A 25,094-nucleotide genomic window follows, 5' to 3' on the forward strand; every position below is an offset into this window, starting at 1 on the left:
CCGACACCGGCGCAGTCGTCACACGTCCCGTGCGCGTCACGGGGCTCCGACCATCGCGCGCAGCTCCGACCGGACGGCGTCGCAACGCGCGGATCGCACCGGGCTCGCCAGGCCCGGGTGCTCGGTCGACTGCCAGACCGGGTTCAGCTGGACCGGCAGGTCGGGGACCTGCCACGCGGCGGCCGCGCCGCGGATCATCGCGCCCGCCGTCGTCCAGCTCGTCTCCGTGCGCGGCGCGTTGCCCTCGAGGTCCTGGCGCACCATCCGCTCGACGGTCTTGTCGCCGAGCAGGCCGCCGTGGAACGCGGGCACGACGCGCACGCGCACGCTGCCCAGACCGGCCGGGTCCTCGACGTCCTGCTCGTCCTCGAGCGGCGCGGACACCGCGTCCGCGAGCGGGACGTACGCGAACTGGGTGATCCCCGGCGCGCTGCACGCGAGCGCGTCGCGCAACGCCGCGCCGTGCTGGTCGACGTCGCGGACGAAAGGCGAGTCGGGTGAGAGCTCCAGTGGCGACAGGCCGGACAGCAGCTGCGACACGCCGCGCAGACCCCAACCGGTGAGCGTGCCCCAACCGTCGGTGTCCTCGGCCGGGTAGTACACGCGCCCCGGACGGACGAGCGGGCTGAGCATCACGAGCGACCGCACGGGCGCGTCGCGGTACGCGAGCACGTACGTCTTCGCGACGAGCGACCCCTCGCTCTCGGCGACGATCGCGACGCGCTCACCCGTCGCGCGCGAGATCGCGTCGACCTGCTGCGCCATGAGACGGTCGAGCGCGGCGAGCGACTGCTGCGTGTCGTTCGACCCGTACGCGAGAGGCTCGCCGTCCGCGCCGAGACCGCGGTACGAGAAGCGCCACTCCCGGAAGCCCGGCCCGAGGAAGTCGACCGGCGACCCGTCCCAGTGGCTCGCGAAGCCGCTCACGACGAGCACCGGGGCACCGTGGCCGGACGGCGCCAGCGCGGCGACCGCCTTCGGCTCGGCGGGCTGGTGCGCGGCGAACCCGATCGCGCTGCCGCCGACGACGATCGCGAAGATCGACGCGAGCGCGATGGGCGCGACGGGAACCCACCGCCGCACGCGGCCGAGCCCGGCGCGCTCACCGGGACGCGCGTGCTCGAGGCCGCGGACGATCGAGGTCCACGCCCATGCGTTGAACAGTCCGGTCGCCGCCGCGGACAAGAGCGCGAGCGGCCACACCGGGCTGAGCGAGATCGCGAGCGAGCCCAGCGTGAGGACGGCGAACGTCGCGAGCATCCATGCGCTCGTCCGCAGCGGTGGGAGCGCGCGCCACCAACCGACGCGCGCAGCCCCGTGGTGCACGAGCACGACCGTCGCGATCGCGGGCGGGATCGACGCGAAGAACAGCCACGAGATCGGGATGATCGCGAGCGCGAACAGGAGCAACGTCCACGGCGCGAGCGCGACCAGCGCGACGGCCGTGAAGCCGACGCAGTGCGCGAACGACGTGCGGAACGGTACGGACTCGGCGTCCGGCGGGCGCGCGAGACGGAGCAGCAACGCGTCGAGCGCGCCGCGGAACGCCAGCAGCGCGGCGAGCTCGAACCCGAGCGTCGACCACGACCGGTGGTACACGAGCAGCCAGCGCAGGTCGTGGAACGCGCCGAACGGAGACGGCGCGGTCACCTGCGGCGCGAGCCCCCGCGACGCGTGCGGCCCGACGAGGACGAGGATGCCGCACTCGAGGACCGAGAGCCCGACGGCGAGGGCGATCAGGCCGCGGTGGCGGAACAGTCCGTCACCGGGGCCAGAGACGCGCATCGCCTCAGCCCGCGCGCGACCGGACGCTCTGCTCGACGCGGCCGTCGCGGATGCTCACGTCATCGAGGCTACCGGGCCGACCGCGCGATCAGGACGGGTAGTGCAGCCGTATGGCCGCCTCGGGGCCGGCGATGCGCAACGTCATGCTCTCCTCGACGTAGAGCTGCACCGAGGTCGCGTCGTGCGACAGGTAGCCGATCGAGAAGTCCTCGCCGCACACGATCTCGAAGTCGCCGCCCCGCTGGCTGACGACGACCGCGCCGTCGACCGCCGGTGCCCAGACGATCGGGCCCGAGAGGATCAGCCGGATGTGGTCGAGCACCGGGTAGCCCCCGTGGTGCGTCGTCTCGAGGATCCCGGTGTAGCAGCGCGGCCCGAGCGCGATCGCGAAGGGGCCCTCCACGCCGGCGTCGCGAAGCCGCGCGATCGCGCGCGCCACGGTCCCCGGATAGTCGTCGTACTCGTCGCTGATCGGGAGCGGCTCGTGCGGCGACGCCTCGACGATCCCCTCGATCCCGCCGGCCGCCCAACCGTGGAACACGGCCTTGTCCTCCGCGAGCGCGGACCGGCGCGCCGCGTCCGTCACCGCGTCGAGGTCGGGCCCGAGCGCGCCGCGGTCGATCGCGTCGAGCTCGTCACGGCTCAGCGTGAACGGCGTGCGCAACTCGACGAGGGGCCGGACGAGACGCGCGCGCGCCTCGACGCCCTCTCCCGGCGCGTCGGCCACGCGCTCGACGCGCCCCAGGCTCGTGGCGGAGTGCTCCCAGCCGTGCGGGCCCGAGAAGTCGATCAGGCGGCGCGCGCTCAGGTAGTGCTTCAGCGCGCGCGACGCCTCCTCGTCGATCGCGTCCCAGGCCGGATCCGAGATCGGCGCGAGCTCGCGCATCAGGTGGTTCATCGCATTGCCTCCTCGCGCAGGCTGCCGATACCGAGGTCGCCGCGGCTCGACCCGCCCCGTCCGTCGCCGCCGCCGGCGACGCTCTCCGCCTCGGCCTCCCGCTCGACCGCGACGATGTCGCCCTCCGTGAACAGGTACGTGCGCAGCGCCGCATCGAGCACGGGGTCGCGGCGTCGCCACCACTCGAGACCCATCGCGGCGTGCTCCTTCTCCTCGTCGCGGTTGTGGGCGAGGATTCGCTTCAGCGGCTCGTCGTCGGTCGCCTTGACGCGCTGGTCGTACCAGTCGACCGCCTGCAGCTCCTCGACGACCGACTGCACCGCACGGTGCTGCTCGATCGTCCGCTGGTCGAGCCACTCGATCGGCTCGTGGTAGCCCTCGCTGGCCACGGTGCCTCCCTGTCGTCGACGTGACGGGCGCGCGCCGTCCGCGCGCGCATCGGTTCCGTGCTGGGAGTCTTCCCCACATCCGGGCCGGATTTCCCCTCGGCTCGCGGCCGGACGCGTCGCGACGACGCGACTAGGAGGTGCGGGAGCGTTCGCGCCGCTTCCGAGTCAGCTCCGCCGAAGCCTGGGCGGACGCGACGTCGCGCGGGTACGTCCGCAGCGCGAAGAACAGGATGCAGCCGTTCGCGAGCAGCGTCGGCGTCATGAGGAGGAACGCGAGCTGCAGCCCGTCGGCGCGCCCGCCGGCGAGCGTGTCGGACAGCACGCCGAACACGAGCGGGGAGATCGCCTGCGCCGCGATGCGGAACAGCGTCCGCACACCCTCCGCCCGTCCCCACAGCTCGGGGTCGATCACGTCGAGGCGGGCCGCGTCCAGCGGCGGGTTCGGCGCGGCGAGGCACGCGCCGCCGATCACGAACAGCGGCATCGCGACCAGCAGCGAGTGGCTGAGGAACCCGGGCACGAGGACGATCGCGCCGATGATGAAGCTCCACGCGCTGACGAAGATGCGCGCCGTGAGACGGCGGTCGGCGAGCAGCCGGTCGGTGACGCGGCCGGACGCGAGCATGCCGGCGAGCGCGCCGATCCCGACGACCGGCACGAGCGCGGTCGCGCTGTACTTCCCGATGCCGTACTGGTGCACCGCGAACTCGACCGCGAACAGCTGCAGCCCCGAGAAGAAGAAGTCACCGACGGAGCTCGCGAGGATGACGATCACGTTCGTGCGCACGCGCAGCACGTACTTGATCGCCCACCACAGCGACCGCTGCGCCTTGTCGTCGCCGGCGACGACGTTCTGCTCGTCGGGCTCGATGTGCTCCTCGTGGACGAGCTGGCCGGTGATGTCGCCGCGCTGGCCCTCCTCCGCCGGTTCGTCCGCCGCCGCGGCACCTCCCTGCGCGCCGCGCTCGGGCTCGGGCAGCCGGTACGCGCCGCGCGCGATGAGGAGCCCGATGACGGCGAGGACGATGAAGACGCCCCGCCATCCGAACAGGGCCGCCGCGCCACCCGCGAGGAGGAACCCGACACCCGCGCCGATCAGCTCACCGCTGCGGATCCACGACAGGATCCGGCCGCGCTCGTTGGGTCGGTACAGGTCGCCCGTCAGCGACGCGATCGTCGGCCCGCCGGTCGCGGTGACGACACCGAGGAACAGCCGCGCGACGAAGAGCATCAGGAACGTGACGGAGAGACCCGTCGCGACCATGGCGATGCTCCAGATCATGATGCTGCCCGCCAGCAGTCGCACGCGATGGACGCGGTCGGTGAGGACGCCGACGGGCACGGTCGCGACACCGCCGACGACGCTGAACGCCGACGCGAGGATGCCGATGTCCGTGTTCGAGATGTGGAACGCCGACTTGATGCTCGGCGCCAGCGCGCCGAGTGACGCGCGGTCGGCGCTGTCGAGCGCGAGGACGAGCGCGAGCACGAGCACGGTCTCGGCACGCAGCCGGCCACCGAGCACGCGGGTCGCGTACCGTACGCCGCGGCGTACGCGTCCCGGCATGTGCTGCAGCACGAAACCGGGCGCGCGCTCGGGCGCGGCCCGCTCGAGCACCTGTGCCCCGGGTCGTCCGTCGTCTCGTTGCGGGTCGCTCTGCGGGTTCGTCTGACGTCCCCCCGGGTACCACTGCTGCCGCCGTCGGGGATGTGCCCACCATCGCCGTGCGGCGGAACACGAGCTGCAGGAGACGGCATGGACGACCGTGAGTGGATCGACCGCTTCGCCGCCGCGCTCGGCGTCGAGCCGCCCACGTCCGAGGAGGTCGACGGGCTGCTCGCGCTCGCGGGCGTCGCCGCGCACGCGTCGGCGAGGACGGCGGCACCGATCTCGTGCTGGGTCGCCGCGCGCGCCGGTGTCCCGGTCGCGGAGGCCCGCCGCGTCGCGGCGTCAATCGCGGGCGAGCACGACGACGCGCCCGGGGGCGCGTGACACGGTCGGCGAGGTTCGAGCCGCCCCCGTCCGGGTACCGAGCGGTCATGACCGACCTGCCCGCGCCACCGCCCGGCGCGAGCGGCGCGCCAGGCGCGCCCGGCGGTTGACGTCATGAAGCGCTTGTGGAACCGGCCCGGGTTCCGTGCGCTGCTGATCGGGCAGACGGTCTCGGGCGTCGGCGACTGGCTCGCGACGATCGCGTTGATGGCGCTGGTGCTCGACATCAGCGGCTCGTCCACCGCCGTCGGTGCCGTGCTGGTCCTCCGGCTTCTCCCGGTGATGGTCGCGGGACCGTTGACGACGCGCGTCGTGAAGCGCTGGCACCGCAAGCGGACGATGATGGCGATGGACGCGTCGCGGGTCGTCATCGTCGCGCTCATCCCGCTGCTGCACGCGCTGTGGTGGGTCTACGTCTGGGCGTTCGTCCTCGAAGCCGCCGGTCTCGTGTTCCTCCCCGCGCGCGACTCGGCGATTCCCGACCTCGCGGGGGACGAGGACCTCGAGCTCGCGAACGGGCTCGCGCTCGCGTCGTCGTACGGGACGATCCCGATCGGCGCCGGGATCTTCGGGATCGTGTCGATGTTCCTCGGCAAGGGCCGGACGGGCACGTCCGTCGCGTTCTTCATCGACGCCGCGACGTTCGTCGTGTCGTTCCTCGCCATCCGCAGCATCAAGCTCCTCGACGAGCGCGACCGCAAGATCGCCCGCGCGGAGGAGCGCGGCGAGCAGGAGGTGTCGTTCGTCGGCGCGTTCAAGCTGCCGCTCATCCGCCGCTTGATCGTCCCGGCGGGCGTCGCCGCGATCGGCCTCGGCACGCTGTTCTCCACGGGCATCGTCTTCGTACGGAAGGTCATGCACGCCGGCGATTCCGGGTTCGCGGTCCTCATCCTGCTGTTCGGCATCGGCGCCGCGGCCGGTCTGGTGCTGCTGCGGATCGTCGCACCCGACGCGGTCGCGGCCGTGCGCTGGGCGGTGCTCGGGCAGGGTGTCGTGATCGCGGGGATGAGTCTCGCCCCCAGCCTCGGCATCGCGTTCGCCGGCGCGTTGCTGTTCGGCGCGGCGACGAGCATCACCTTGACGTCCGCGATGAGCGCGTTGCAGGAGCGGCTCGCTGACGACGAGCGCATCATGGCCTTCGCCGCGTTCCACACCGTCATACGCGGGGGCCTGAGCGTGGCGGCGATCCTCGCCGGTCTCGCGACGGATGCCCTGCACGGCGTGCGCTGGCCCGTCATCGGCCACCTCCCGGGCGCGCGCGTCGTGCTCCTCGGCGCGGGCCTCATCACGGTCCTCGCGTCCGTCCTCATCAAGACGCAGGCGCCGGGCCCCGCCCAACGCGACGGCACCGCGCGCCGCGACCGCCCGAGCCACGCCGCCGCCTGACGCCGCGTTGGTACACAAGTCGCGGTCCCAGGCGCGAGTTGTGTACCAACCGGGGTGTGATCGCGGCGCGCGCCGACGGTCAGCGGCCGGCGGGTTCCTTGGGGCGCGCGGGCGGGGTGTCGCTCGGCGGTGCGGGGCGCCGGCGGTTCCCGACCCGGGCGAGCACGACGGCGAGGATCGCGCCGAACAGCGTGCGCAGCGCGGACGCGATGCCGTGCACGATCCCGCCACCCGCGGCCGACACCGCGCGCCCCACCGCGCGCCCGGCCTTGACACCGCGCGGCGGCTGCTGCTCGGTCGGCGTCTGGTACGGCCCGATCGGGATCGCGGTCTCGGCCTCCTCCTCGGCGACATGGCCGCTCGCCTTGACGTCGCGGCACAGCTTCCACGTGAACAGGCCGACCGCGATCGGCAACACGATCACGAGGATCCGCAGCGCGTAGACCATCGTGATGATGTCGACGTGCATCACCTGCGCGATCACGTCGTCGGCTCCCGACGCGAGCAGCACGAAGTAGAACGCGAGCATCCCGGCGCCGATCGCGGTGCGCACAGGGCGGTCGGTCGGGCGGTCGAGCAGATGGTGCTCCGCGTGGTCGCGCGTGAAGAACGCCTCGACGAACGGCCACAGGTACAGCAGCAGGAACGTGACGCCGGGGATCGCGACCGCCGGCCAGAACACCTCGGGAACGTTGTACGGGCCGAGGTGGACGTAGAACGGCGGCGTGATGCGAAGTGCGCCCTCGATCCATCCGAGGTACCAGTCGGGCTGCGCGGCAGTGCTGACCGCGGGCGCGTGGAACGGCCCGTACAGCCAGATCGGGTTGATCTGCGCGACGCCGCCGAGCGCGGCGAGCACGCCGAAGATGATCGCGAACAGGCCGAGGCTCTTGAACGTGTACGTCGGCCACAGTCGCGACCCGACGACGTTGTCCTCGCGTCGCGCGCGCCCGGGGAACTGGCTGTGCTTCTGGCGCCAGAGGATCGCGAGGTGCGCGCCGATCAGACCGGCGATCAATGCCGGCAGGATCAGCACGTGGATGATGAACAGCCGCGAGACGATCGACGTCGCCGGGAACTCGCCCCCGAAGACGAGGAACGCGATCCACGTCCCGATGACGGGGATCGACAGCGCGATCGAGTACGCGATGCGCAGCCCCGTGCCTGACAGCAGGTCGTCGGGCATCGAGTAGCCGGCGAAGCCGTTCGCGATGACGAGGATCAGCAACGTCACGCCGATGATCCAGTTGATCTCCCGCGGACGGCGGAACGCGCCGGTGAAGAAGATGCGACACAGGTGGCACACGATCGCGGCGACGAACAGCAGCGCCGCCCAGTGGTGCATCTGGCGGAACACCATGCCCGCGCGCACGTCGAAGCTGATGCGGATCGTCGACCGGTACGCCTCGGACATCCGGACGCCGTTCAACGGCTTGTAGTGCCCGTGGTACACGACCTCGTGGAGGCTCGTGTTGAAGAAGAACGTGAGGTAGATCCCGGTCAGGACGAGGATCACGAAGCAGTAGAGCGCGATCTCGCCCAACATGAACGACCACTGGTCGGGGAACACCTTGTTGAGCGTGTGCCGCATGAACTTCGACGCGCCGAGGCGGTCGTCGAACCAGCGGGCGATGCGCTTCGTGATCACCGCGTCAGCCCAGTGTGTAGAGGTACGCGGTGATGTCGCGCGCCTGGCTCGCGGACACACCGAGGTTCGGCATGTCGTTGCCCCGCACCACGCTCTGCGGATCCTGGATCCAGTGCTCCAGGTTGTTCGCGGTGTTCGGCAGCATCCCTGCGATGTAGCCGCGACGGCTGAACTTGATCAGCGGCGGGCCGACGAGCCCGTTGGCGCCCTTGACCCCCGGGATGGTGTGGCAGCTCCCGCAGCCGAAGTGCTCGATCGCGCGCTTGCCCTGGTCCGCGCTGCCGCCCGGGACGGTGCGGACCTGCGGGTTGCGGCCCGAGTGGCAACCGCCGAGCAGCAGGCCGAGACCCAACGCGACGGCCGCGACTGTCGTGATGCCCGCCCGCGCGCGTCCCCTCCTCGCGGTCACCGCATCACCTCCATCGTCGGGACGACGACCGGCTCGCCCGAGGGGTGCCTGCGGTCGACGGCCTGCAGCCACGACGCGAACAGGACGATGCCCGCGACGATGCTCGCGAACCCGCCGAACGCCCACATGACGACGCCCGCCATCTGCTGGTCGGCGAGCGCGGCGGACGCCGACCCGTGGATGTACGCGTGGTACCAGGGCGCTTTGGCGCTGATCATCGCGACGCCGAGCAGCGTCCCGGGGAACCACGCTGCGGCGACGGCGAAGATGCCGGCACCGTGGCGCGACCTCCATCCGGTGCACGCGACGACCCACCAGAACGCGAACGCCGTCAGCAGGAAGCTGAGGTGCTCGAGCCCGTGCAGCAGCGGATGACGCAGCGCGCCGTCGTACGCGGCGGGGAGGTGCCACGCGAACAGCGCGGTCGTCTGCAGGACGAGCGTGACTGCGATCCACACGAACCAGCCCGCGCCGTATTGCGTCCGCAGCACGCGGCGCCACCAACGGGAGACCCGCGCGCGCGTCGGGTCGTCGAGCGCCCAGAGGAGGGCCGTGAACGGCTCGCCCGCCGCGAGCAGCGGCGCCGCGACGCTCAGTAGCACGACGTGCTGGATCATGTGCATCGTGAGGCTGTGGTCCGCACGCGCGTCGATCGGGCCGACGAGCACCGCGGCCGTCGCCACGAGCCCGAGCGCGAACAGCGCGACCTGCTGGACGTGGACGAGCCGCCCCCGGCCCGCGCGGCTCCACGCGCGCGACACGCCCGCGCCGTAGGCCGCGGCGAGCGCGGCGACGAGCGCGAGCGGACCGAGCTCGGTCATCAGTACCGCACTCCGTGCAGCACGTTGACGTACACCTCTTCGAGCACGATCAGCGCGAGGTTGGCGATCCCGATGATCATGCCGAGCTCGCCGAGGAAGCGGACCCGCCCCGCGAGGTCCGGACGGTCCTCACCCCGCCCGCCCCAGCGCATCATCAGGAAGGACAGGTACATCGCGGACAGGGTCACGAGACCGGTGACGATCGTGATGATGTGCAGCCACCAGATCGCGCCGGGAACGTTGTCCGAGTACTTCGTCAGCGCGGTGAGCCCGACGAGGTGCACGGTCCACGCGCCGATCGGCGCGGTGAGCGCGTACCAGACCAGCACGCCCCGTTCGGGGAACTCGCGCACGCGCAGGCTCGGGATGCTCACGACCGCCCGACCTCCTATCTCCCGAAGTGCGGCGAGACGATCAGGGACAGGAACACGAAGATCCACACGCCGTCGACGAAGTGCCAGTACAAGCTGAAGATCTCGACCGTCTTGTGGTGCTCCTCGTTGACCCTCCCGAGCCAGACCTTCAGCTGGACGACCGAGCTGATCGCGAGACCGACGAGCACGTGCAGCGCGTGCAGGCCGACGGTCACGTAGAAGATCGAGCCGTACGCGTTGTCACGCCACCCGAAGTGCAGCTTCAGGAAGTCGTCGACCGTGTGGTACAGGAACGCCGCGCCCATCACCCACGCCAGCGCGAGCCCGATCTTCAGCCTCGTCACGTCGCCGCGCTCGATCGCGCGCTCGCCCCAGATGACAGGGACGCTCGAGCCGATCAGGACGACGGAGTAGATCGACGACTGCTTCAGCTCGGGCAGCTCGATCCCGCCCAGCGGCCACTCCTTCGACGCGGCGCGCAGGAAGAAGTACGTCGCGAGGAGGCAGAGGAAGATCATCGCCTCGGTCGCGATCACGGTGGCGACGCCCCACCACGCGGTCGAGTAGCCGCGCACGCGGTCGCGTCCCGTCACCCGCCGGACGGGGTGCGGCGGCGCAGAGCCGGAGACCGGGACGACGGCGCCGGCATCCGCGGCGGTCATTCGCCGACTCTCCAGGTCCACCACATGGCGGCGATCACGCCGACCACGACACCCGTCACGCCCACGACCGCGGCTCGCACGAGGAGGCCGCAGAAGAACACGGCGATGCCGAGCGCGACGACGAACGGGAGGTACGTCTCGTGCGGGATCTCGAACGTCGCCTCCGGCTCGGCGGTCAGCCCGTCACTGAAGGCGGTCTCGCGTTCGGTGGTGCCGACGGTCCCGAGGCTCCGCGTCGACTCCGTCGCACCCGACGCCGCGACGGGCAGCGGTTGCTCCTCCCACAGCGGGTGCCGGCTGTTCACCACCGGGATCGCCGCGAAGTTGTACTCGGGCGGCGGCGAGCTCGTCGCCCACTCGAGCGAGTCCGCGCCCCACGGGTTGTCGATCGCCTTCTCCCCGCGCTTCATCGACCAGACGAAGTTGATCAGCGAGAGCAGCACGCCGACCGCGAACACGAAGGAGAAGATGCTGACGATCATGTTCAGCGCGTCCCACCCGAGCCCGGAGTGGTACGTGTACACACGCCGCGGCATGCCGAGGAAGCCGAGGATGTGCATCGGGAAGAACGTCATGTTGAACCCGATGAACATGATCCAGAAGCTGATCTTGCCGAGCCGCTCGGACATCATGCGGCCGGTGATCTTCGGTATCCACAGGTACATCGCGCCGAAGATCGGGAAGACGACCGCGCCGTTCAGCACGTAGTGGAAGTGCGCGACGACGAAGTAGCTGTCCGTCACCTGCCAGTCGAACGGCAGCACCGCGACCATGACGCCCGAGATGCCGCCGGCCAGGAAGATGAGCAGGAAGCCCATCGCGAACAGCATTGGCGTCGTGAATCTCACGACGCCGTGCCACATCGTGGATATCCACGCGAAGAACTGCACCCCGCTCGGGATCGTGATGAGGAAGCTCACCCCCGAGAAGAACGACATCGCGAGCGCGGGCATCCCCGTCGCGAACATGTGGTGAACCCACACGCCGAAGCTCATGAACGCGACGAGCACGAGCGCGCTGACGATCCAGATGTATCCCGTCAACGCGTGACGGCTGAAGATCGGGATGATCATCGAGATCATCCCGGTCGCGGGGACGAAGAGGATGTACACCTCCGGATGCCCCCAGAACCAGAACAGGTGCTGGTACAGCAGCGTGCTGCCACCGAGCGCGGGGTTGAAGAACTGGGTGCCGAACAGCCGGTCGAACTCGAGCAGCGCGGCCGCGACGGTCACGGCCGGCACGGCGAAGATCACCATGAACGAGAAGACGACCATCGACCACACGAACACCGGGATCCGGTTGAGCGTCATCCCCGGACATCGCATCTTGAACGTCGTGACGATGAAGTTCACCGCGCCGACCGTCGTCGAGATGCCGATGAACACGACCCCCAGCCCCCAGAAGTCCATGTTGATCCCGGGCGAGAACGGTCGTGTCGTGAGCGGCGTGTACGCGAACCAGCCGCCGTCCGGCGCGCTGCCGATGATGTAGCTCGCGTACATGAAGATCCCCGACATGACGAAGATCCAGTACGAGAAGGCGTTCAGCCGCGGGAACGCCATGTCGCGCGTCCCGAGCATCAGCGGCACGAGGTAGTTCCCGAACCCCGCCAGGATCGGCGTGTTGAACAGGAAGATCATCGTCGTGCCGTGCATCGTGAAGAACTCGTTGTACGTGCTCGGGGAGAGCACGTGGTTCTCCGGCTCGGCGAGCTGCACGCGCATGATCAGCGCGGTGATGCCGGCCATGAAGAAGAAGATGAAGGCCGTGTAGATGTAGCGCTTGCCGATGCGCTTGTGATCGACCGTCGCGAAGAACCCCGGGATGCCGGGTGCCTCCTCGCCCCACCCCTTCTCGAGCTCCTCGGGCGGGATCGGCGGCGCGATGATCGGCGTGTCCGTGGTCGCCATGCGGCTCCTACTTCAAGCTCTGGAGATACGCGACGACGGCATGCAGGTCGCTCGACGACAGCGACTGCGGTGGCATCTGGTTGCCCGGCTTCACGGTCTGCGGGTTCGCGATCCAGCCCGACAGGTATCCCGCGTTGTTCGGGATCGTCGCCGCGCCGAGCGTCGTCCGCTGACCGACGTCGGTCAGGTCCGGGCCGACGTCGCCCTGCGCCTGGGTGTCCTTGATCGTGTGACACCCGGCGCACGCGGAGTTCATGAAGACGAACTGGCCGCGCGCCTGCTCCTCGGTCAGGTCGCGTGGCGGGAGGATGCTCTCGCGCTCGGCCCAGCGTCCGAAGTCGCCGGGCGTCTGCGCGATCACGAGGAACTGCATGTTGGCGTGCTGCGTGCCGCAGTACTCCGCGCAGAGCCCGCGGTAGGTGCCCGGCTTCCGCACCGTGACGTTGAGGTAGTTGTTCTGCCCCGGGATCGTGTCGACCTTGCCGGCGATCTGCGGGACCCAGAAGCTGTGGATCACGTTGTCGGAGGTCAGCTTGAACGAGAGCGGCTGGCCGACCGGCACGTGGATCTCGTTCGCCGTCGTGATGCCGAGGCTCGGGTAGCTGACGGCCCACCACCACCGCTTGCCGACGACGTCGATGCGCAGCGCGTTCGACGACGGCTTCCGCACGGCCGCGGTCGTGTGCACCGTGAAGCCCGCGATCGTCATGAGGATGAGCGTCGGGACGACGATCCCGCCGACCCAGATGAACGCGTCGGGCGTGATGCGCGTGGGGCGTCCGTGACGGGTGCCGCGCCCGCGGAACGCGGCGATGAGGATGAACGACCCGACGACCGCGTACACGCCGGCCGCGAGGCCGAACATGACCCACCACAGCCCCGAGACCGTGTGCGACTCGGACCCGTTCCCGCCGAGGATCGCGGGCGACTTCTTCTCGCTGCACGCGCCGAGCAGGACGGTCGCGACGACGACCGCGCCGACGAGCAGCGCGCGCTGCCTGCGGCGCGTCACTGCTTCCCGCTCGTGTGTCGTGGACGGTTCCAGAACGACGGCCCGATCGGCTCGTGGAAGTCGCTCTGCGCGACGAGATATCCGTCCTGGATCGCGAGTGGGAGCTGGGGGAGCGCGCGGAACGCGGGACCGAACACGACCTTCGCGCCGTTCAGCACGTCGAAGGCCGACTGGTGGCACGGGCACAGCAGCTGGTGCGACTGCGCCTGGTAGAGCCCGACGGGACATCCCGCGTGCGTGCACACCTTCGAGTACGCGATGAAGCCGTCCGGCGACCAGGTCCCGCGCCCGGGACGCGGTCGGATCAGCCCGGACTCGATGTGCATCAGGACGATCTGACCGTCCGCGGAGTCCGTGTGACCTTCGGGGAACGCGGTCACGAGCCCCTCGATGGGCACGTCCTCGGGGCGGATCGGTGTGCCGTCCTCCGTCACGAGGCGCTTGCCCCGCCGCCAGGGCGTCGTCAGCAGCGCGTCGCCGGGAGCGGGCCCGAGCGACGCGATCGGGAACAGCGCCGCGATGCCGAGCGACCCGGCCGCCGCGACGAGCCCACCGATGATGAGCCGCCGGCGCGTGACGAGCCCCTCGCGCTGGAAGTCCTGCGTGAACAGCGTGAGCTCCTGCTCGCCGCTCGGCAACGGCTCGCGCGGCTCCTCGTACGGGCCGTGCGGCATGAGACGGTGCGCCCACGTCACGAAGCTGAACCCGAGGCCGCACAGCGCGACGCCGAGCAGGATCCCCTCGGCCTGCGGTTGCCCGCCGATCACGTAGACCCAGGTGAGCCCGACGCCGCCGAGGAAGCACAGCACGAACCCGAACAGGATCGCGGCCTCACCGCCGCGGTCGCGTCGCTGCGTGGCCGCGCGCGTGCTGCTCGGCTCGTGCGCTTCGCGCTCGGTCGTCATGTCTTCGTCCCGATCCAGCGGACCGCGACGAGGAGCAGGCCCATCGCGATCACCCAGGCGACGAGGCCCTCGGCGAGCGGGCCGAGGAACCACAGGGGCAGACCACCGCGGTCGTGGGGCTGGCGCAGGTACCGCACGTACGCGACGACGTCGTTCATCTGGTCCTGGCTGAGCGCCGCGGTCCCGAACGCGGGCATCGTGCCGGGACCCGACCGGATCGCCTCCGCGATCTGCAGGTCGGTCGCGGGATGTGTCGTCGGCGCGGCGCGGTAGAGGAGCGCGCCGCCGCGTCCGGACCACTCGTGGCACGCCGCGCAGTTCAGCCGGAACAGCTCACCGCCTCGGCCGAGGTCGGCGTTGCTCGTGTCGACCGAGGGGATGTCCGGGCCGCCGTTGCCCGCGAGGCCGTACACGTAGTCGACGAGCGCCTCCTGCACCGACCGGGGGTACTTCGGCGTGTGGCGATCGGTCTTCGCGGTCGGCGACGACAGCGGCATCCGACCCGTCGACAGCTCGTAGTCGATCGACGCCCGTCCGAAGCCGCGCAGGTCGGGACCGTTGTTCGTGCCGCGCGCGTCGTTGCCGTGGCAGACCGCGCAGTCGCGCAGGAAGATCGCCTTGGGGTCGGTGGTCGGATCGGCCGCCGTACGCCGGGACGCCGACGAATCCGCGCGCGCGGTGCCGCCGAGGAGCATCGGGACCATGGCCGCGGCGACGGCGACGGGAACGGCGAGCAACGCGGCCTCGATCGCCCGCCGAAGGCTCACGCGGCCCGCTCCGTCGCCTGCCTCCCCTCCCGACGCACGAGGGCCGTAGTGCCCGCCTCCCGGGAAGCCCAAACGCGCGACTTACGTGAGAATGTCGGGGGTCGAGAGGTTCGGGACGCCCGGGGAGGCCGCCATGGGGACGACGGCGAGGGATCGCGGCTACGAGTGCATCCTCGTCGAGCGCGACGCCGACTTCGTCACGATCACGATGAACCTGCCCGCGCGCCGCAACGCGCTGTCGCTCGAGCACCTGCAGGAGCTGCTCGACGCGTTCGCGTGTGCAGGGCGGAGCGACGCGCGCGGCGTCGTCCTCGCCGGGAACGGGCCCGTCTTCTCCGCCGGTCACGACTTCGCCGACATGGCCGGCAACGACCTCGCCGCGATGCGCGCCCTCCTCCAGACCTGCACCGACGTCATGACGACGATGCAGCGCATCCCGCAACCCGTCGTCGCCCGCGTGCACGGGCTGGCGACCGCCGCGGGCTGCCAGCTCGTCGCGTCCGCAGACCTCGCGGTCGCGTCGACCGACGCCGGGTTCGCGGTGCCGGGCGGGCGGGGTGGATGGTTCTGCACGACGCCGCTGGTCGCGCTGGGCCGGAACGTCGGCCGCAAGCGCGCGCTCGAGATGGCGATGACGGGCGACGTGATCGACGCCGCGACCGCGGCCGACTGGGGTCTCGTCAACCACGTCGTGCCTCCGGACGAGCTCGACCGCGCGACGCGCGACCTGCTCGCGCGCGCGACTCGGGGCAGCGCGCTGTCGAAGGGCATCGGCAAGCAGGCGTTCTACGCGCAGATCGACCTCGACCAGCCGAAGGCGTATGCGTACGCGATCGAGGTCATGGCGGCCGCGAGCCAGACCGACGACGCGCGCGAAGGCGTCGCCGCGTTCCTCGAGAAGCGCCCGCCACGCTTCCACGGCGATGACCGCGGGTTCGGGTGACGGGCATCCGCGCCGTGCTGTTCGACATCGGCGACACGCTGTTCGGCCGGGCCGGTGGTCACCGCAGCATCGTCGAGGAAGCCGCAGCACTCGGCGTCGACGTCACCGACGAGGACGCGCGGCGTCTCTGGGCCGAGATCCAGGCGCTCGCGCGGACTCCGCAGGAGCTCGCCAAGGGACGTGACCTCTCGGCTGACGCGCACCGTGAGGCGTGGACCGCGCTGTACAGCGCGGCCGATGTGCTGGTGGACGGGCTCGGCCGCGCGCTCTACGAGCGCGAGATCGATCCGGCACGGTGGGTCCCGTACACCGACACGGGCGCGACGCTGCACACGCTCGCACGCTCCGGGCTGCGGCTCGGCGTCGTGAGCGACACGGGGTGGGACTACCGCCGCGTGCTCGCGCGGCACGGCTGGCTCGACCTGTTCGACTCGATCGTCTTCTCGTGCGACCACGGCGCGCAGAAGCCCGAACCGGCCCTGTTCCGCACCGCGTGCGACGAGCTCGGCGTGCACCCGGCCGAGACGGTCATGGTCGGCGACAACGCGCTCACGGACGGCGGTGCCGTGCTGGCCGGTCTCAGCGTGCTGCTCCTGCCCGTCGTCGAACCGGGGACGCGCCGGGGGCTCGATGCCGTCGTTCGCCTCGCGGTCGGCGGTGACGGCACGCGTTGACCGCGCCGCGCGGCGCTTCGTAACGTCGCCGTCGGCCGGCGACACCGGGGGGATGAGCCATGGACGGTCCGACGCACACCGGACGTGTGCAGGCACGGCGCTGCTTCGCTGCGCTCGTCGCGGTGTTCACGCTCGCCGTCTCGGGATGCGCGTTCGTCGTCGGAGGTCGCATCCCGCACACGGGTCCCGCGAGCCGCGTCCACGTCCTCGCGCCGTTCGACCGGACGCAGGCCGACCGCAGCGGCACGGTCGGCGTCACGATCCGGGTCGACGCCCCGCTCGACCCCGCGACCCTGCGCGTCCTGCTGACGACCGGCGCGCCGACCACACCGACCGTCGTCGACGTCACGAGCCGGTTCGCGCACAACGGGTCGCTGGCGACCGCGACGTTGCATGCGTCCGACCTGCGCCCCGGCCTGACGACGATCCTCGCGACCGCGTCGCGCGCCGGCCACCGGCCCGAAGGGCGCGACCGCGCGTACGCGACGTTCTCGTGGGAGCCCGGCCTCGACCTCTCGACGGCGACGCGCTGCGACGTCATCGACCCCGCGAAGTGTCTGCTGCCGTTCCCGAACAACTGGTTCACGGTCGCGGACCCCCACACTGACACCGGCCGCCGCGTGAACCTCGCGGCGGACTCCATGCCCGCGAACAACCATGGTGTGCACGTCGACCCGACCCAGTGGAACCGCAACGACGGGTTCAGCCCGGGCGCGATGATCCTGACGTACGTACCGCACGTCGACCTCGCGAAGACCGGCGCCGCGCCCATCACGGACATCGGGCGCTCGCTCGATCCGAACCAGCCGATCGTCCTGCTCGACGCCGACACCGGTCAGCGCTGGCCGTTCTTCGCGGAGCTCGACGCACAGGCGGATCCGCTCGAGGGCGCGATCCTCGTCATCCGTCCCGCGAAGAACCTCACCGAGGGGCATCGCTACGTCGTCGCGCTCCGCGACATGCGCGACGCGAGCGGGTCGATCATCCCCGCGAGCCGTGGCTTCCAGCTCTACCGCGACGGCATCCCGACGTTCGACCCGACGATCGAGCAGCGCCGCCCCCAGATGGAGTCGATCTTCCGCTCGCTGCGGCGTGTCGGTGTCGGGCGTTCGAGCCTGTACCTGGCGTGGGACTTCACCGTCGCGAGCGAGCGCAGCCTGTCCGAGCCGGTGCTGCACATGCGTGACGACGCGTTCTCGACGCTCCACGGCAACGCGCCCGCGTTCACCGTCACGAACGTCCAGGACAACGTCGACGCCCAGATCTTCCGCCGCGTGACCGGCACGTTCACCGTCCCGAGCTACCTCACCGGCACGGGCGCTGCCGGATCCACGTTCGTGTACGGCCCGGACGGGCTCCCGCAGCGCAACGGCACGCTGCAGGCGTCGTTCATCTGCAACATCCCGCGCGCGGCGACGGCGGACGGGAACGACCCCGTGCACCCGGCGCGCGCCGGCGTGTACGGGCACGGTCTCCTCGGCAGCAACGACGAGGTGAACGCCGGCAACGTCGAGGCGATGGGCAACGAGCACGACTTCGTCTTCTGCGCGACGAAGTGGATCGGCTTCTCGGACGAGGACATCGGCACCGCGGTGAGCGCGTTGCAGGACTTCTCGAACTTCCCGAAGCTCGCCGACCGCACGCAGCAGAGCTTCGTGAACTTCCTGTTCCTCGCCGAGCTCATGCGCTCGCCGAAGGGCTTCGTCACGAACGCCGCCTTCCAGGCCGGCGCGTCGCACACGCCCGTCATCCAGACGGGCGCGGTGTACTACGACGGCAACAGCCAGGGCGGGATCCTCGGCGGCGCGGTGACCGCGATCTCGAACGAGTGGACTCGCGCGGTGCTCGGCGTGCCGGGCATGAACTACAGCACGCTGCTGCAGCGCAGCGTCGACTTCGACACGTACAAGGTCATCCTGAACCCGTCGTATCCCGACGAGATGGACCGCATGCTCGACTTCTCGATCGTCCAGATGCTGTGGGACCGCGCGGAGGCCGACGGCTACGCGGAGCACATGACGACGAACCCGTACCCGAACACGCCGGCGCACACCGTCCTGCTTCACATGGCGTTCGGTGACCACCAGGTCGCGAACATCGCGACGGAGACGGAAGCGCGCACGATCGGCGCGTCGATCCGGGAACCCGCGCTCGCACCCGGTCGTGACACTGCTGTCGTCCCGTTCTGGGGCATCCCGCCGATCACGCACTTCCCGTTCGGTGGGTCGGCGCTCGTCGTGTGGGACAGCGGGAACAAGGCACCCCCAGACGCCAACGTCCCGCCGGAGCCCGACTCGGTGTACGGACCCGATCCGCACGAGAAGCCGCGCAGCCAGGTGAGCGCACGCGTGCAGAAGTCGGACTTCCTGCAGCCGAACGGCGCCGTCGTCGACGTCTGCGGCACGACCCCCTGCCTCGCGCCATGAGCGCAACGCCCGGTTGGTACACAAGTCGCGGTCAGGGGCGCGACTTGTGTACCAACGCGGCGCGAGCGGTGGGCTACGCCAGGGCGACGAGCTCGAGCAGGTCGTCCGACCAGTAGTCGAGGTCGCCGTCGGGCATGAGCAGCACGCGTTGCGGCGCGAGCCGCGCCACGAACTCGACGTCGTGACTCACGACGACCATCGCGCCGGGCCACTGCGAGAGCGCGTCGCCGATCGCGTCGCGCGACGGGGGATCGAGGTTGTTCGTCGGCTCGTCGAGCAGCAGCACGTTGTGCGCACCGACGACGAGCTGCGCGAGCGCGAGCTTCGTCTTCTCACCGCCGGACAGCGTCGCGGCGTCCTGGAACGCGACGTCGCCGCTGAGGCCGAACGTGCCGAGCAGGCCGCGCAGGACGACGTCACCCGCGCGTGACAGCTCGCGCAGGTGCGAGAGCACGTCGCGCCCGCCCACGATGCCCTCGTGCTCCTGCGCGTAGTAGCCGATCGACGCGCCATGGCCTGCGGCGACCGTTCCCGCGTCCGGTTCGTCGCGGCCCGCGAGGATCCGCATGAGCGTCGTCTTGCCCGCGCCGTTCAGGCCCATGACGAGCAGGCGCTCACCCCGCCCGACGTCGAACGTCAGGCCGTCGAACACGGGCGGCCCGCCGTATCCCTTCCGCAGACCGACGACGTCGAGCACGACCTTCCCGGCGTGCGGCGGCTTCGGGAACGCGACGCTCGGGCCGTGCGCGCGGCGACGCGCGTGGCTGCCGTCGTCGCCCGCCTCGGCGCGCAGACGCTCCACACGCTTGTCGATCGCCTTCGCCGTGCGGGCGCGCTTCGCGGTCTGCCCGCGCATGCGGTCGGCGACGCGACGGAGCCGTTCGATCTCGCTCTCACGCCGCGCCGCGATGCGGGCCTGCCGCTCCTCGTCGGCGGCACGCGCCTCCAGGTACTGCGAGTACGTCCCCCGGTACTCGACGAGCGTGCCCTCGTCGAGGTGGAGGACACGCGTGATCGACTCGTCGAGCAGGTCCAGGTCGTGGCTCACGACGAGCAGCGCGCCTCGATAGGTGCGGAGGAAGCCCATGAGCCAGCGCTTCGCGTCGACGTCGAGGTGGTTGGTGGGCTCGTCGAGGAGGAGCAGCTCGCTTCCCGCGAACAGGATCCGCGCGAGCTCGACGCGACGGCGCTCGCCGCCCGACAGCGCGCCGAGCGGGAGATCCAAGCGCTCGGGCGGCAGCCCGAGCCCGTGCGCGAGACGGCGGGCCTCCGCTTCGGCCGCGTAGCCGCCCGCGAGCCGGAACTCCTCCTCCGCGCGCGTGTAGCGCGTGATGTTTCGGTCGGATGGGTCGTCGTCCATGCGCGCGTGCAAGCGCTCGAGACGGCGCGCCGCTTCGTCGAGACCGCGGCCCGACATGACGTGCGCGAGCGCGACGGTCTCGGGTCCGACGCCGCGCGGACGCGGGTCCTGCGGCAGGTAGCCGAGAGCGTCGCTGTGCAGGACGACGCCCGCGGCGGGGCTGGACTCGCCGGCGAGCACGCGCAGCAATGTCGTCTTCCCCGCGCCGTTCCGGCCGACGAGGCCGACCTTGTCGCCCGCGCGCAGGCCGAACGACGCGTCGCGCAGCGTGACGCGACCGCCGACCTCGACCTCGAGACCACGGGCTTGGAGCACGGGTCATGGTCGCGCGCGGCACGCGCGTGACCGGACCCATTTCCGGCTGCTCAGGAGTCGTCGAGGTCGAGCCGACCAGCGACGACGTCGCGCGCGTCGTCCGTCTCGAACACGAGCACGAACCCGCGGCCGTGCGGGGTCCACCGGTACTGCACCGCGTGCGTCGCGCCGGCGGCGTCGTGGAGGACGAGGGCCGCGCTGCCGCGCCAGCACCCGCGCTCGTCGTACCCTTCGGCCGTGAGGTCGGTGTGCTCGCCGTTCGGGAGCGCGAACCGCACGTCCAGCCGGTCGTCCGTGACGACGGTGGAGACGGGGACGCGCTCGCCCTGGAGATGGGGCGCGGCGCTGAGGTGAGCGGCCTCCTCCGACGCCACGAACCACCCGTTCCGTGGGACGCCCGTCACGGGCGCACGGTATCCGTGCCGGCGGCCGTCGCCCGACGGAGCCCATGGGTACACTGCTGTTACCGCTGAGTAACTTCCGCGCCGGCCCGCGTCGTGGCCCGGCCGCGAAACGCAGGGAGACACGAGACATGGCCGACTTCTCGCTCGAGCTCAACGAGGACCAGCTCCAGATCCAGAAGTGGGTCCACGACTTCGCCGAGCAGACGATCCGTCCCCAGGCGCACGAGTGGGACGAGCGGGAGGAGACGCCGTGGCCGATCATCGAGGAGGCGGCGAAGATCGGCCTGTACTCGCCGGAGTTCGTCGCGAACGCGTTCGCCGACCCGGCCGGCCTCACGCTCCCGGTGGTGATGGAGGAGATGTGCTGGGGTGACGCGGGCATCACGCTCGCCATCTTCGGCACCGTCCTCGGCGTGTCCGGGATCGTCGGCAACGGGACGCCGGAGCAGATCGCCGAGTGGGTCCCGCAGTGCTTCGGCACGCCCGACGACATCCACGTCGCCGCGTTCGCCGTGAGCGAGCCCGATGCCGGCAGCGACGTGAGCTCGTTGCGGACGCGCGCCGTCTACGACGAGGCGAAGGACGAGTGGGTGCTCAACGGCACCAAGACGTGGATCACGAACGGCGGCATCGACAAGGTCCCGAACGTGCACGTGATCGTCGCGTCGGTCGACCCCGCGCTGAAGGCGCGCGGGCACGCGAGCTTCGTCGTCCCGCCGGGGACGCCGGGGCTGCGCATGGGTCAGAAGTTCAAGAAGATGGGGATTCGCGCGAGCCACACCGCCGAGGTCGTCCTCGACGACGTGCGTGTGCCCGGTAGCTGTCTCCTCGGCGGGAAGGAGAAGCTCGACGACCGCCTCGCGCGTGCGCGCGAGGGGAAGAGCTCGCGCGTGCAGGCGGCAATGAGCACGTTCGAGGCGAGCCGGCCGCTCGTCGGTGCCCAGGCGCTCGGCATCGCGCGCGCCGCGTACGAGTACGCGCTCGACTACGCGAAGGAGCGTGTCGCGTTCGGCACGCCGATCATCGAGAAGCAGGGGATCGCGTTCAAGCTCGCCGACATGCGGATGGAGATCGACGCCGCGCGCCTGCTCGTGTGGCGCGCGTGCTGGATGGCGCGCAACGGCAAGCGCTTCGAGGCCGGTGAGGGCTCGATGAGCAAGCTCAAGGCCGGCGAGGTCGCGGTCTGGGCGACCGAGCAGGCGATCCAGATCCTCGGCGGCTACGGCTACGTGCGGGAGTACCCGGTGGAGCGCTGGCACCGCGACTCCAAGATCTACACGATCTTCGAGGGCACGTCCGAGATCCAGCGGCTCGTGGTCGCGCGCGCCATCTCTGGCGTGCACATTCCCTGATCTCGCGATCGGCTCGACCGCCGGGTCGACGGGTCGCATCCCGAGCGGATCCACATCGACGGCAGCGCTGAGGAGCACCGGTACGGCGACGGTCCAAAGGACGTCGTTGACGGGCTCGTTGTGTCCGCGTCGCGACCTTCGTCCTCGAGATCATGGGCGCGTCTCGATGACGAGGGGGAGCTCGACGAGCCGGCGCACCATCAGGCTGAGGTGGTGGCGCAACGGTTGGCTCGACGGGTCGACTGCGAACGACGCGGTCCGGGCGAGCAGCTGTTCGAACGCGACCTTCGCTTCGACGCGGGCGAGTGGCGCGCCGAGACACAGGTGGATGCCCCAGCCGAACCCGACGTGGTGGCGCGGGTTCGGTCGTTGGAGATCGATGTCATCGGCGTTCACGAACGCGTCGGCGTCGCGGTTCGCCGCGGTCCACGTGAGCACCACCGTCGAACCGGCGGGGAGCGGTACTCCGCCGAGCACGGTGTCGGCCATCACACGCCGGTAGTGGCCCCGGAACGGCGGGTCGATCCGGCACGCCTCCTCGACGAACGCAGGGATCAGCTCGGGCGCACGACGCAGTCGGTCCTGCAGGGCCGGGTGCTCCGCCAGGATCCGCACGCCCGTGCCGGTCAGGCTGGTCGTCGACTCGCCACCGGCCGAGATCAGCAGGAACAGGATCATGAGTGCTTCGTCGTCGGTGAGCTCGCCGTCTTCGACCGCCTGCCCGCACACTCCGATCAGCGTCGACGGGTCGTACCGTCGTGCGGCTCGCGCCGCGAGGTACGCGTCGGCGACCGGACCGACGTCCATCATCGGCTCGCCGAGCTCGGCAAGACGTTCCGGGGTGACGAACCCGTTGATGGCTTCGACCGACGCGTAGCCCTGCCGCTTCAAGCGCGGCGCGTCGTCATCCGCGACGCCGAGGATGCGCGCCACCATGATCATCGGCAGCGGCTCCGCGACGTCGCTCATCCACTCGATGCGGCCCGTGTGCAGCGGCGTGTCGAGTGCGCGGTCGACGAGCGCTCGGAACTCGGGCTCGATCGCCTGCATCGCGGTGGTCGAGAGCCGCCGAGCGACGACGCGACGTTGACGCGTGTGGTCGGGCGGATCCGCTGTGGCGAGGACTGCGCCAGGGCCGCCGCTGTCGATGTCGAGTCCGGGCGCGGCGCTCTGGAGTCCGGGCATGCCGTCGCGGGCGCTGCGATGCAGGAACTGCGCGGAGACGCTCGAGAAGACCGACGGGTTCGCGACGATCTCGTGGATGAGGTCCATGCGCGTCACGAGGAATGTGCCCGTACCGGGAACCTCGTGCACGGGATCAGCCGTGCGCAGCGCCGCGAAGTACGAGTGCGGGTCTTCGACGACCGCAGGGTCGAACAGCGGATCCACCACGCCGTCGATCCTTGTACGTACCTCCGGTCTGGTGCGAATGCCGAACCACCGCTCAGCGCAGGTGGTCCGCGATCTCCTCGGCGGTCTGGACGACGAGTGGCGCGACCCGGGCGATCAGCGGGGTCCACATCCCGTAGCTCTGTCGGCACGTCGCGCGTCGGCCGCCCGTCGTCAGCGCGAGATTGCCGCAGCCCGTCGGAGGGCCCGGAGGTCGACGCCGCGCGCATCCCGCCGGTACCACGTCATCCCGCCGACGTGCTCGTAGCCCCACGTGCGCAACGCGGCGAGGTCGGCCGGCGTCGCGCCGAACAGCTCGGCGATCACGTCCGGCCGCAATCTGCCGATGCTGTAGCGCAGGTCGCGTTTGCTGTGCCCGGGCAGGAAGTACCCGTTCACGTAGACGGGGCGGTCGCGTGCGATGACGCGGTCGCTCTTGCCGAGAAGGTCGACACCGGGCCGGTGATCGAAGTATGCGATGTTCCCTGCCGAGCTCATCGCGATCGTCACGTCCGGGCTCGTCGCCCGTCGCAACGCCATGCCGTAGCGGGCCCATGCCACGTCCTGGGCACGACCCACGGCATTGTGCCGCCACCAGGCGGTGACCGATGGACCGGACACGACGAGCACGAGACCGATGACCAGTGCCGGACCTGTCCATGTGACGCGCGCGCGTCGCGCGAGCAAGGCGAGCGCGACCGCCGCGATGACGGGGAGCAGCCACAGTGCGCGGGAGAAGGCCGCCGTACCCGTCGGTACCTGCAGCTCGGCGATCCGCGTGTCGGGCACTGATGCGGTCGCGACGACGGCGAACAGGACCGCGAGCGCGCCGAGCACCAGGGCGACGAGCAAGTCGGGGCCTGGTGCGCTGCGCGCTCGTTGGACGAGCGACTGCACGCCGAGGACGGCGAGGACGAGGAGGAACGGGACGACCGGCACGAGGTACCGATCGCTGTACAGCGTCCACTCCCATGCGTCAGCGCCGACGGCGACCATGTACGCGGTCGCGGCGACGACGCACGACGCGAGCAACCACGCGCCCGCCGGCACGCGTCGTCGATGGGTCACGAAGTACGCGGCAGCGAAGAGGGCAGGGACACCGAGATGCAGGGCGAGCATGATCACCAACGTCACGGCACCGCGGTGCACGCGGACGGTCGCCGGTACGCCCGAGACCTTCAGGTAGTAGGTGTTCGGCAGCAGGGCGCCGTAGTACGCCGCTCGGAACACGGTCTGCGCCGCAGCCATCACGGCAACCGGGACCGCGGT

General features: G+C 70.8%; 23 protein-coding genes. 6 read left to right on the top strand and 17 right to left on the bottom strand.

The features are described 5' to 3' along the window. Positions 1-36: 36 nt before the first annotated feature. The 4 genes from VFC33_06750 to VFC33_06765 form a co-directional block, all read right to left on the bottom strand. Entirely contained in the window at positions 37-1,785 is a 1,749-nt protein-coding gene (locus VFC33_06750) for a hypothetical protein (protein ID HZR12936.1), read from the bottom strand. 88 nt (positions 1,786-1,873) lie between these two features. Beyond that, positions 1,874-2,683 carry a family 1 encapsulin nanocompartment shell protein gene (locus VFC33_06755; GenBank protein HZR12937.1) on the bottom strand — a complete coding sequence of 270 codons (810 nt, stop codon included), beginning with the start codon at positions 2,681-2,683 and terminating at the stop codon, positions 1,874-1,876. Continuing rightward, positions 2,680-3,072 (bottom strand): encapsulin-associated ferritin-like protein, encoded by a 393-nt coding sequence (locus VFC33_06760; GenBank protein HZR12938.1) that lies wholly within the window; start codon positions 3,070-3,072, stop codon positions 2,680-2,682. Before VFC33_06760 ends, VFC33_06755 begins: the two co-directional genes overlap by 4 nt. 130 nt (positions 3,073-3,202) lie before the next feature. Continuing rightward, complete coding sequence (locus VFC33_06765) at positions 3,203-4,690, bottom strand: MFS transporter (protein HZR12939.1); 1,488 nt, start codon at positions 4,688-4,690, stop codon at positions 3,203-3,205. 138 nt (positions 4,691-4,828) lie between these two features. On the opposite strand from VFC33_06765, the gene VFC33_06770 reads away from it, so the two are divergent. Together VFC33_06770 and VFC33_06775 are read left to right on the top strand one after the other, a co-directional pair. Next, positions 4,829-5,065 (top strand): DUF6457 domain-containing protein, encoded by a 237-nt coding sequence (locus VFC33_06770; protein HZR12940.1) that lies wholly within the window; start codon positions 4,829-4,831, stop codon positions 5,063-5,065. A 114-nt stretch (positions 5,066-5,179) separates the two neighbouring features. Beyond that, positions 5,180-6,451: an MFS transporter gene (locus VFC33_06775; GenBank protein ID HZR12941.1), complete on the top strand. Its 1,272-nt coding sequence runs from the start codon at positions 5,180-5,182 to the stop codon at positions 6,449-6,451. Between the two features lie 79 nt (positions 6,452-6,530). Here the strand turns inward: VFC33_06775 and VFC33_06780 are convergent, their stop codons facing one another. Genes VFC33_06780 through VFC33_06820 form a run of 9 tightly spaced genes read right to left on the bottom strand, consistent with a single transcriptional unit; the run spans position 6,531 to position 14,962 of the window. After that, positions 6,531-8,099: a cytochrome b N-terminal domain-containing protein gene (locus VFC33_06780; protein ID HZR12942.1), complete on the bottom strand. Its 1,569-nt coding sequence runs from the start codon at positions 8,097-8,099 to the stop codon at positions 6,531-6,533. A 4-nt stretch (positions 8,100-8,103) separates the two neighbouring features. Further along, a complete protein-coding gene (locus VFC33_06785) occupies positions 8,104-8,508 on the bottom strand; it encodes a c-type cytochrome (protein HZR12943.1) in 405 nt (134 codons plus the stop codon). Further along, positions 8,505-9,329 (bottom strand): cytochrome c oxidase assembly protein, encoded by an 825-nt coding sequence (locus tag VFC33_06790; protein HZR12944.1) that lies wholly within the window; start codon positions 9,327-9,329, stop codon positions 8,505-8,507. Before VFC33_06790 ends, VFC33_06785 begins: the two co-directional genes overlap by 4 nt. After that, positions 9,329-9,703: a hypothetical protein gene (locus VFC33_06795; protein ID HZR12945.1), complete on the bottom strand. Its 375-nt coding sequence runs from the start codon at positions 9,701-9,703 to the stop codon at positions 9,329-9,331. Before VFC33_06795 ends, VFC33_06790 begins: the two co-directional genes overlap by 1 nt. Positions 9,704-9,717: 14 nt before the next feature. Further along, positions 9,718-10,365 (bottom strand): cytochrome c oxidase subunit 3, encoded by a 648-nt coding sequence (locus tag VFC33_06800; GenBank protein HZR12946.1) that lies wholly within the window; start codon positions 10,363-10,365, stop codon positions 9,718-9,720. After that, positions 10,362-12,278 (bottom strand): cytochrome c oxidase subunit I, encoded by a 1,917-nt coding sequence (gene ctaD / locus VFC33_06805; protein ID HZR12947.1) that lies wholly within the window; start codon positions 12,276-12,278, stop codon positions 10,362-10,364. The genes VFC33_06800 and ctaD overlap by 4 nt, the downstream gene beginning before the upstream one ends. 7 nt (positions 12,279-12,285) lie before the next feature. Beyond that, entirely contained in the window at positions 12,286-13,290 is a 1,005-nt protein-coding gene (gene coxB, locus VFC33_06810) for a cytochrome c oxidase subunit II (GenBank protein HZR12948.1), read from the bottom strand. Further along, entirely contained in the window at positions 13,287-14,195 is a 909-nt protein-coding gene (locus tag VFC33_06815) for a Rieske 2Fe-2S domain-containing protein (GenBank protein HZR12949.1), read from the bottom strand. The genes coxB and VFC33_06815 overlap by 4 nt, the downstream gene beginning before the upstream one ends. Next, positions 14,192-14,962: a c-type cytochrome gene (locus tag VFC33_06820; protein ID HZR12950.1), complete on the bottom strand. Its 771-nt coding sequence runs from the start codon at positions 14,960-14,962 to the stop codon at positions 14,192-14,194. The genes VFC33_06815 and VFC33_06820 overlap by 4 nt, the downstream gene beginning before the upstream one ends. A 133-nt stretch (positions 14,963-15,095) precedes the next feature. Here VFC33_06820 and VFC33_06825 point away from each other — a divergent pair, with 133 nt between their 5' ends. The 3 genes from VFC33_06825 to VFC33_06835 are packed head-to-tail and all read left to right on the top strand — an operon-like array spanning position 15,096 to position 19,005. Continuing rightward, the gene (locus VFC33_06825; protein HZR12951.1) at positions 15,096-15,905 is read left to right on the top strand and encodes an enoyl-CoA hydratase-related protein; all 810 of its coding nucleotides are present in this window, start codon (positions 15,096-15,098) and stop codon (positions 15,903-15,905) included. After that, positions 15,902-16,579, top strand: coding sequence for an HAD family hydrolase (locus VFC33_06830; GenBank protein ID HZR12952.1), 678 nt, complete (start codon positions 15,902-15,904; stop codon positions 16,577-16,579). The genes VFC33_06825 and VFC33_06830 overlap by 4 nt, the downstream gene beginning before the upstream one ends. Positions 16,580-16,638: 59 nt before the next feature. Further along, a complete protein-coding gene (locus VFC33_06835) occupies positions 16,639-19,005 on the top strand; it encodes a hypothetical protein (protein HZR12953.1) in 2,367 nt (788 codons plus the stop codon). 73 nt (positions 19,006-19,078) lie between these two features. Here VFC33_06835 and VFC33_06840 read toward each other — a convergent pair whose 3' ends face one another. Beyond that, entirely contained in the window at positions 19,079-20,680 is a 1,602-nt protein-coding gene (locus VFC33_06840; GenBank protein HZR12954.1) for an ABC-F family ATP-binding cassette domain-containing protein, read from the bottom strand. Between the two features lie 50 nt (positions 20,681-20,730). After that, positions 20,731-21,084 carry a hypothetical protein gene (locus VFC33_06845; GenBank protein ID HZR12955.1) on the bottom strand — a complete coding sequence of 118 codons (354 nt, stop codon included), beginning with the start codon at positions 21,082-21,084 and terminating at the stop codon, positions 20,731-20,733. 128 nt (positions 21,085-21,212) lie between these two features. Here VFC33_06845 and VFC33_06850 point away from each other — a divergent pair, with 128 nt between their 5' ends. Then, the gene (locus VFC33_06850; GenBank protein HZR12956.1) at positions 21,213-22,436 is read left to right on the top strand and encodes an acyl-CoA dehydrogenase family protein; all 1,224 of its coding nucleotides are present in this window, start codon (positions 21,213-21,215) and stop codon (positions 22,434-22,436) included. 150 nt (positions 22,437-22,586) lie between these two features. Here VFC33_06850 and VFC33_06855 read toward each other — a convergent pair whose 3' ends face one another. Then, the gene (locus tag VFC33_06855; protein ID HZR12957.1) at positions 22,587-23,828 is read right to left on the bottom strand and encodes a cytochrome P450; all 1,242 of its coding nucleotides are present in this window, start codon (positions 23,826-23,828) and stop codon (positions 22,587-22,589) included. A 171-nt stretch (positions 23,829-23,999) separates the two neighbouring features. After that, a partial coding sequence (locus VFC33_06860; protein HZR12958.1) for a hypothetical protein occupies positions 24,000-25,094 on the bottom strand: 1,095 nt, incomplete at its 5' end.

The sequence above is a fragment of the Acidimicrobiia bacterium genome (genome assembly GCA_035651955.1).
Classification (GTDB): domain Bacteria; phylum Actinomycetota; class Acidimicrobiia; order IMCC26256; family JAMXLJ01; genus JAMXLJ01.

Bases quoted from the DNA above. Each gene is read 5' to 3' on its own strand.
- VFC33_06750 (HZR12936.1), bottom strand. From the start codon at position 1,785: ATGCGCGTCTCTGGCCCCGGTGACGGACTGTTCCGCCACCGCGGCCTG.
- VFC33_06755 (HZR12937.1), bottom strand. From the start codon at position 2,683: ATGAACCACCTGATGCGCGAGCTCGCGCCGATCTCGGATCCGGCCTGG.
- VFC33_06770 (HZR12940.1), top strand. From the start codon at position 4,829: ATGGACGACCGTGAGTGGATCGACCGCTTCGCCGCCGCGCTCGGCGTC.
- VFC33_06775 (HZR12941.1), top strand. From the start codon at position 5,180: ATGAAGCGCTTGTGGAACCGGCCCGGGTTCCGTGCGCTGCTGATCGGG.
- VFC33_06790 (HZR12944.1), bottom strand. From the start codon at position 9,329: ATGACCGAGCTCGGTCCGCTCGCGCTCGTCGCCGCGCTCGCCGCGGCC.
- VFC33_06800 (HZR12946.1), bottom strand. From the start codon at position 10,365: ATGACCGCCGCGGATGCCGGCGCCGTCGTCCCGGTCTCCGGCTCTGCG.
- ctaD (HZR12947.1), bottom strand. From the start codon at position 12,278: ATGGCGACCACGGACACGCCGATCATCGCGCCGCCGATCCCGCCCGAG.
- VFC33_06815 (HZR12949.1), bottom strand. From the start codon at position 14,195: ATGACGACCGAGCGCGAAGCGCACGAGCCGAGCAGCACGCGCGCGGCC.
- VFC33_06825 (HZR12951.1), top strand. From the start codon at position 15,096: ATGGGGACGACGGCGAGGGATCGCGGCTACGAGTGCATCCTCGTCGAG.
- VFC33_06835 (HZR12953.1), top strand. From the start codon at position 16,639: ATGGACGGTCCGACGCACACCGGACGTGTGCAGGCACGGCGCTGCTTC.
- VFC33_06850 (HZR12956.1), top strand. From the start codon at position 21,213: ATGGCCGACTTCTCGCTCGAGCTCAACGAGGACCAGCTCCAGATCCAG.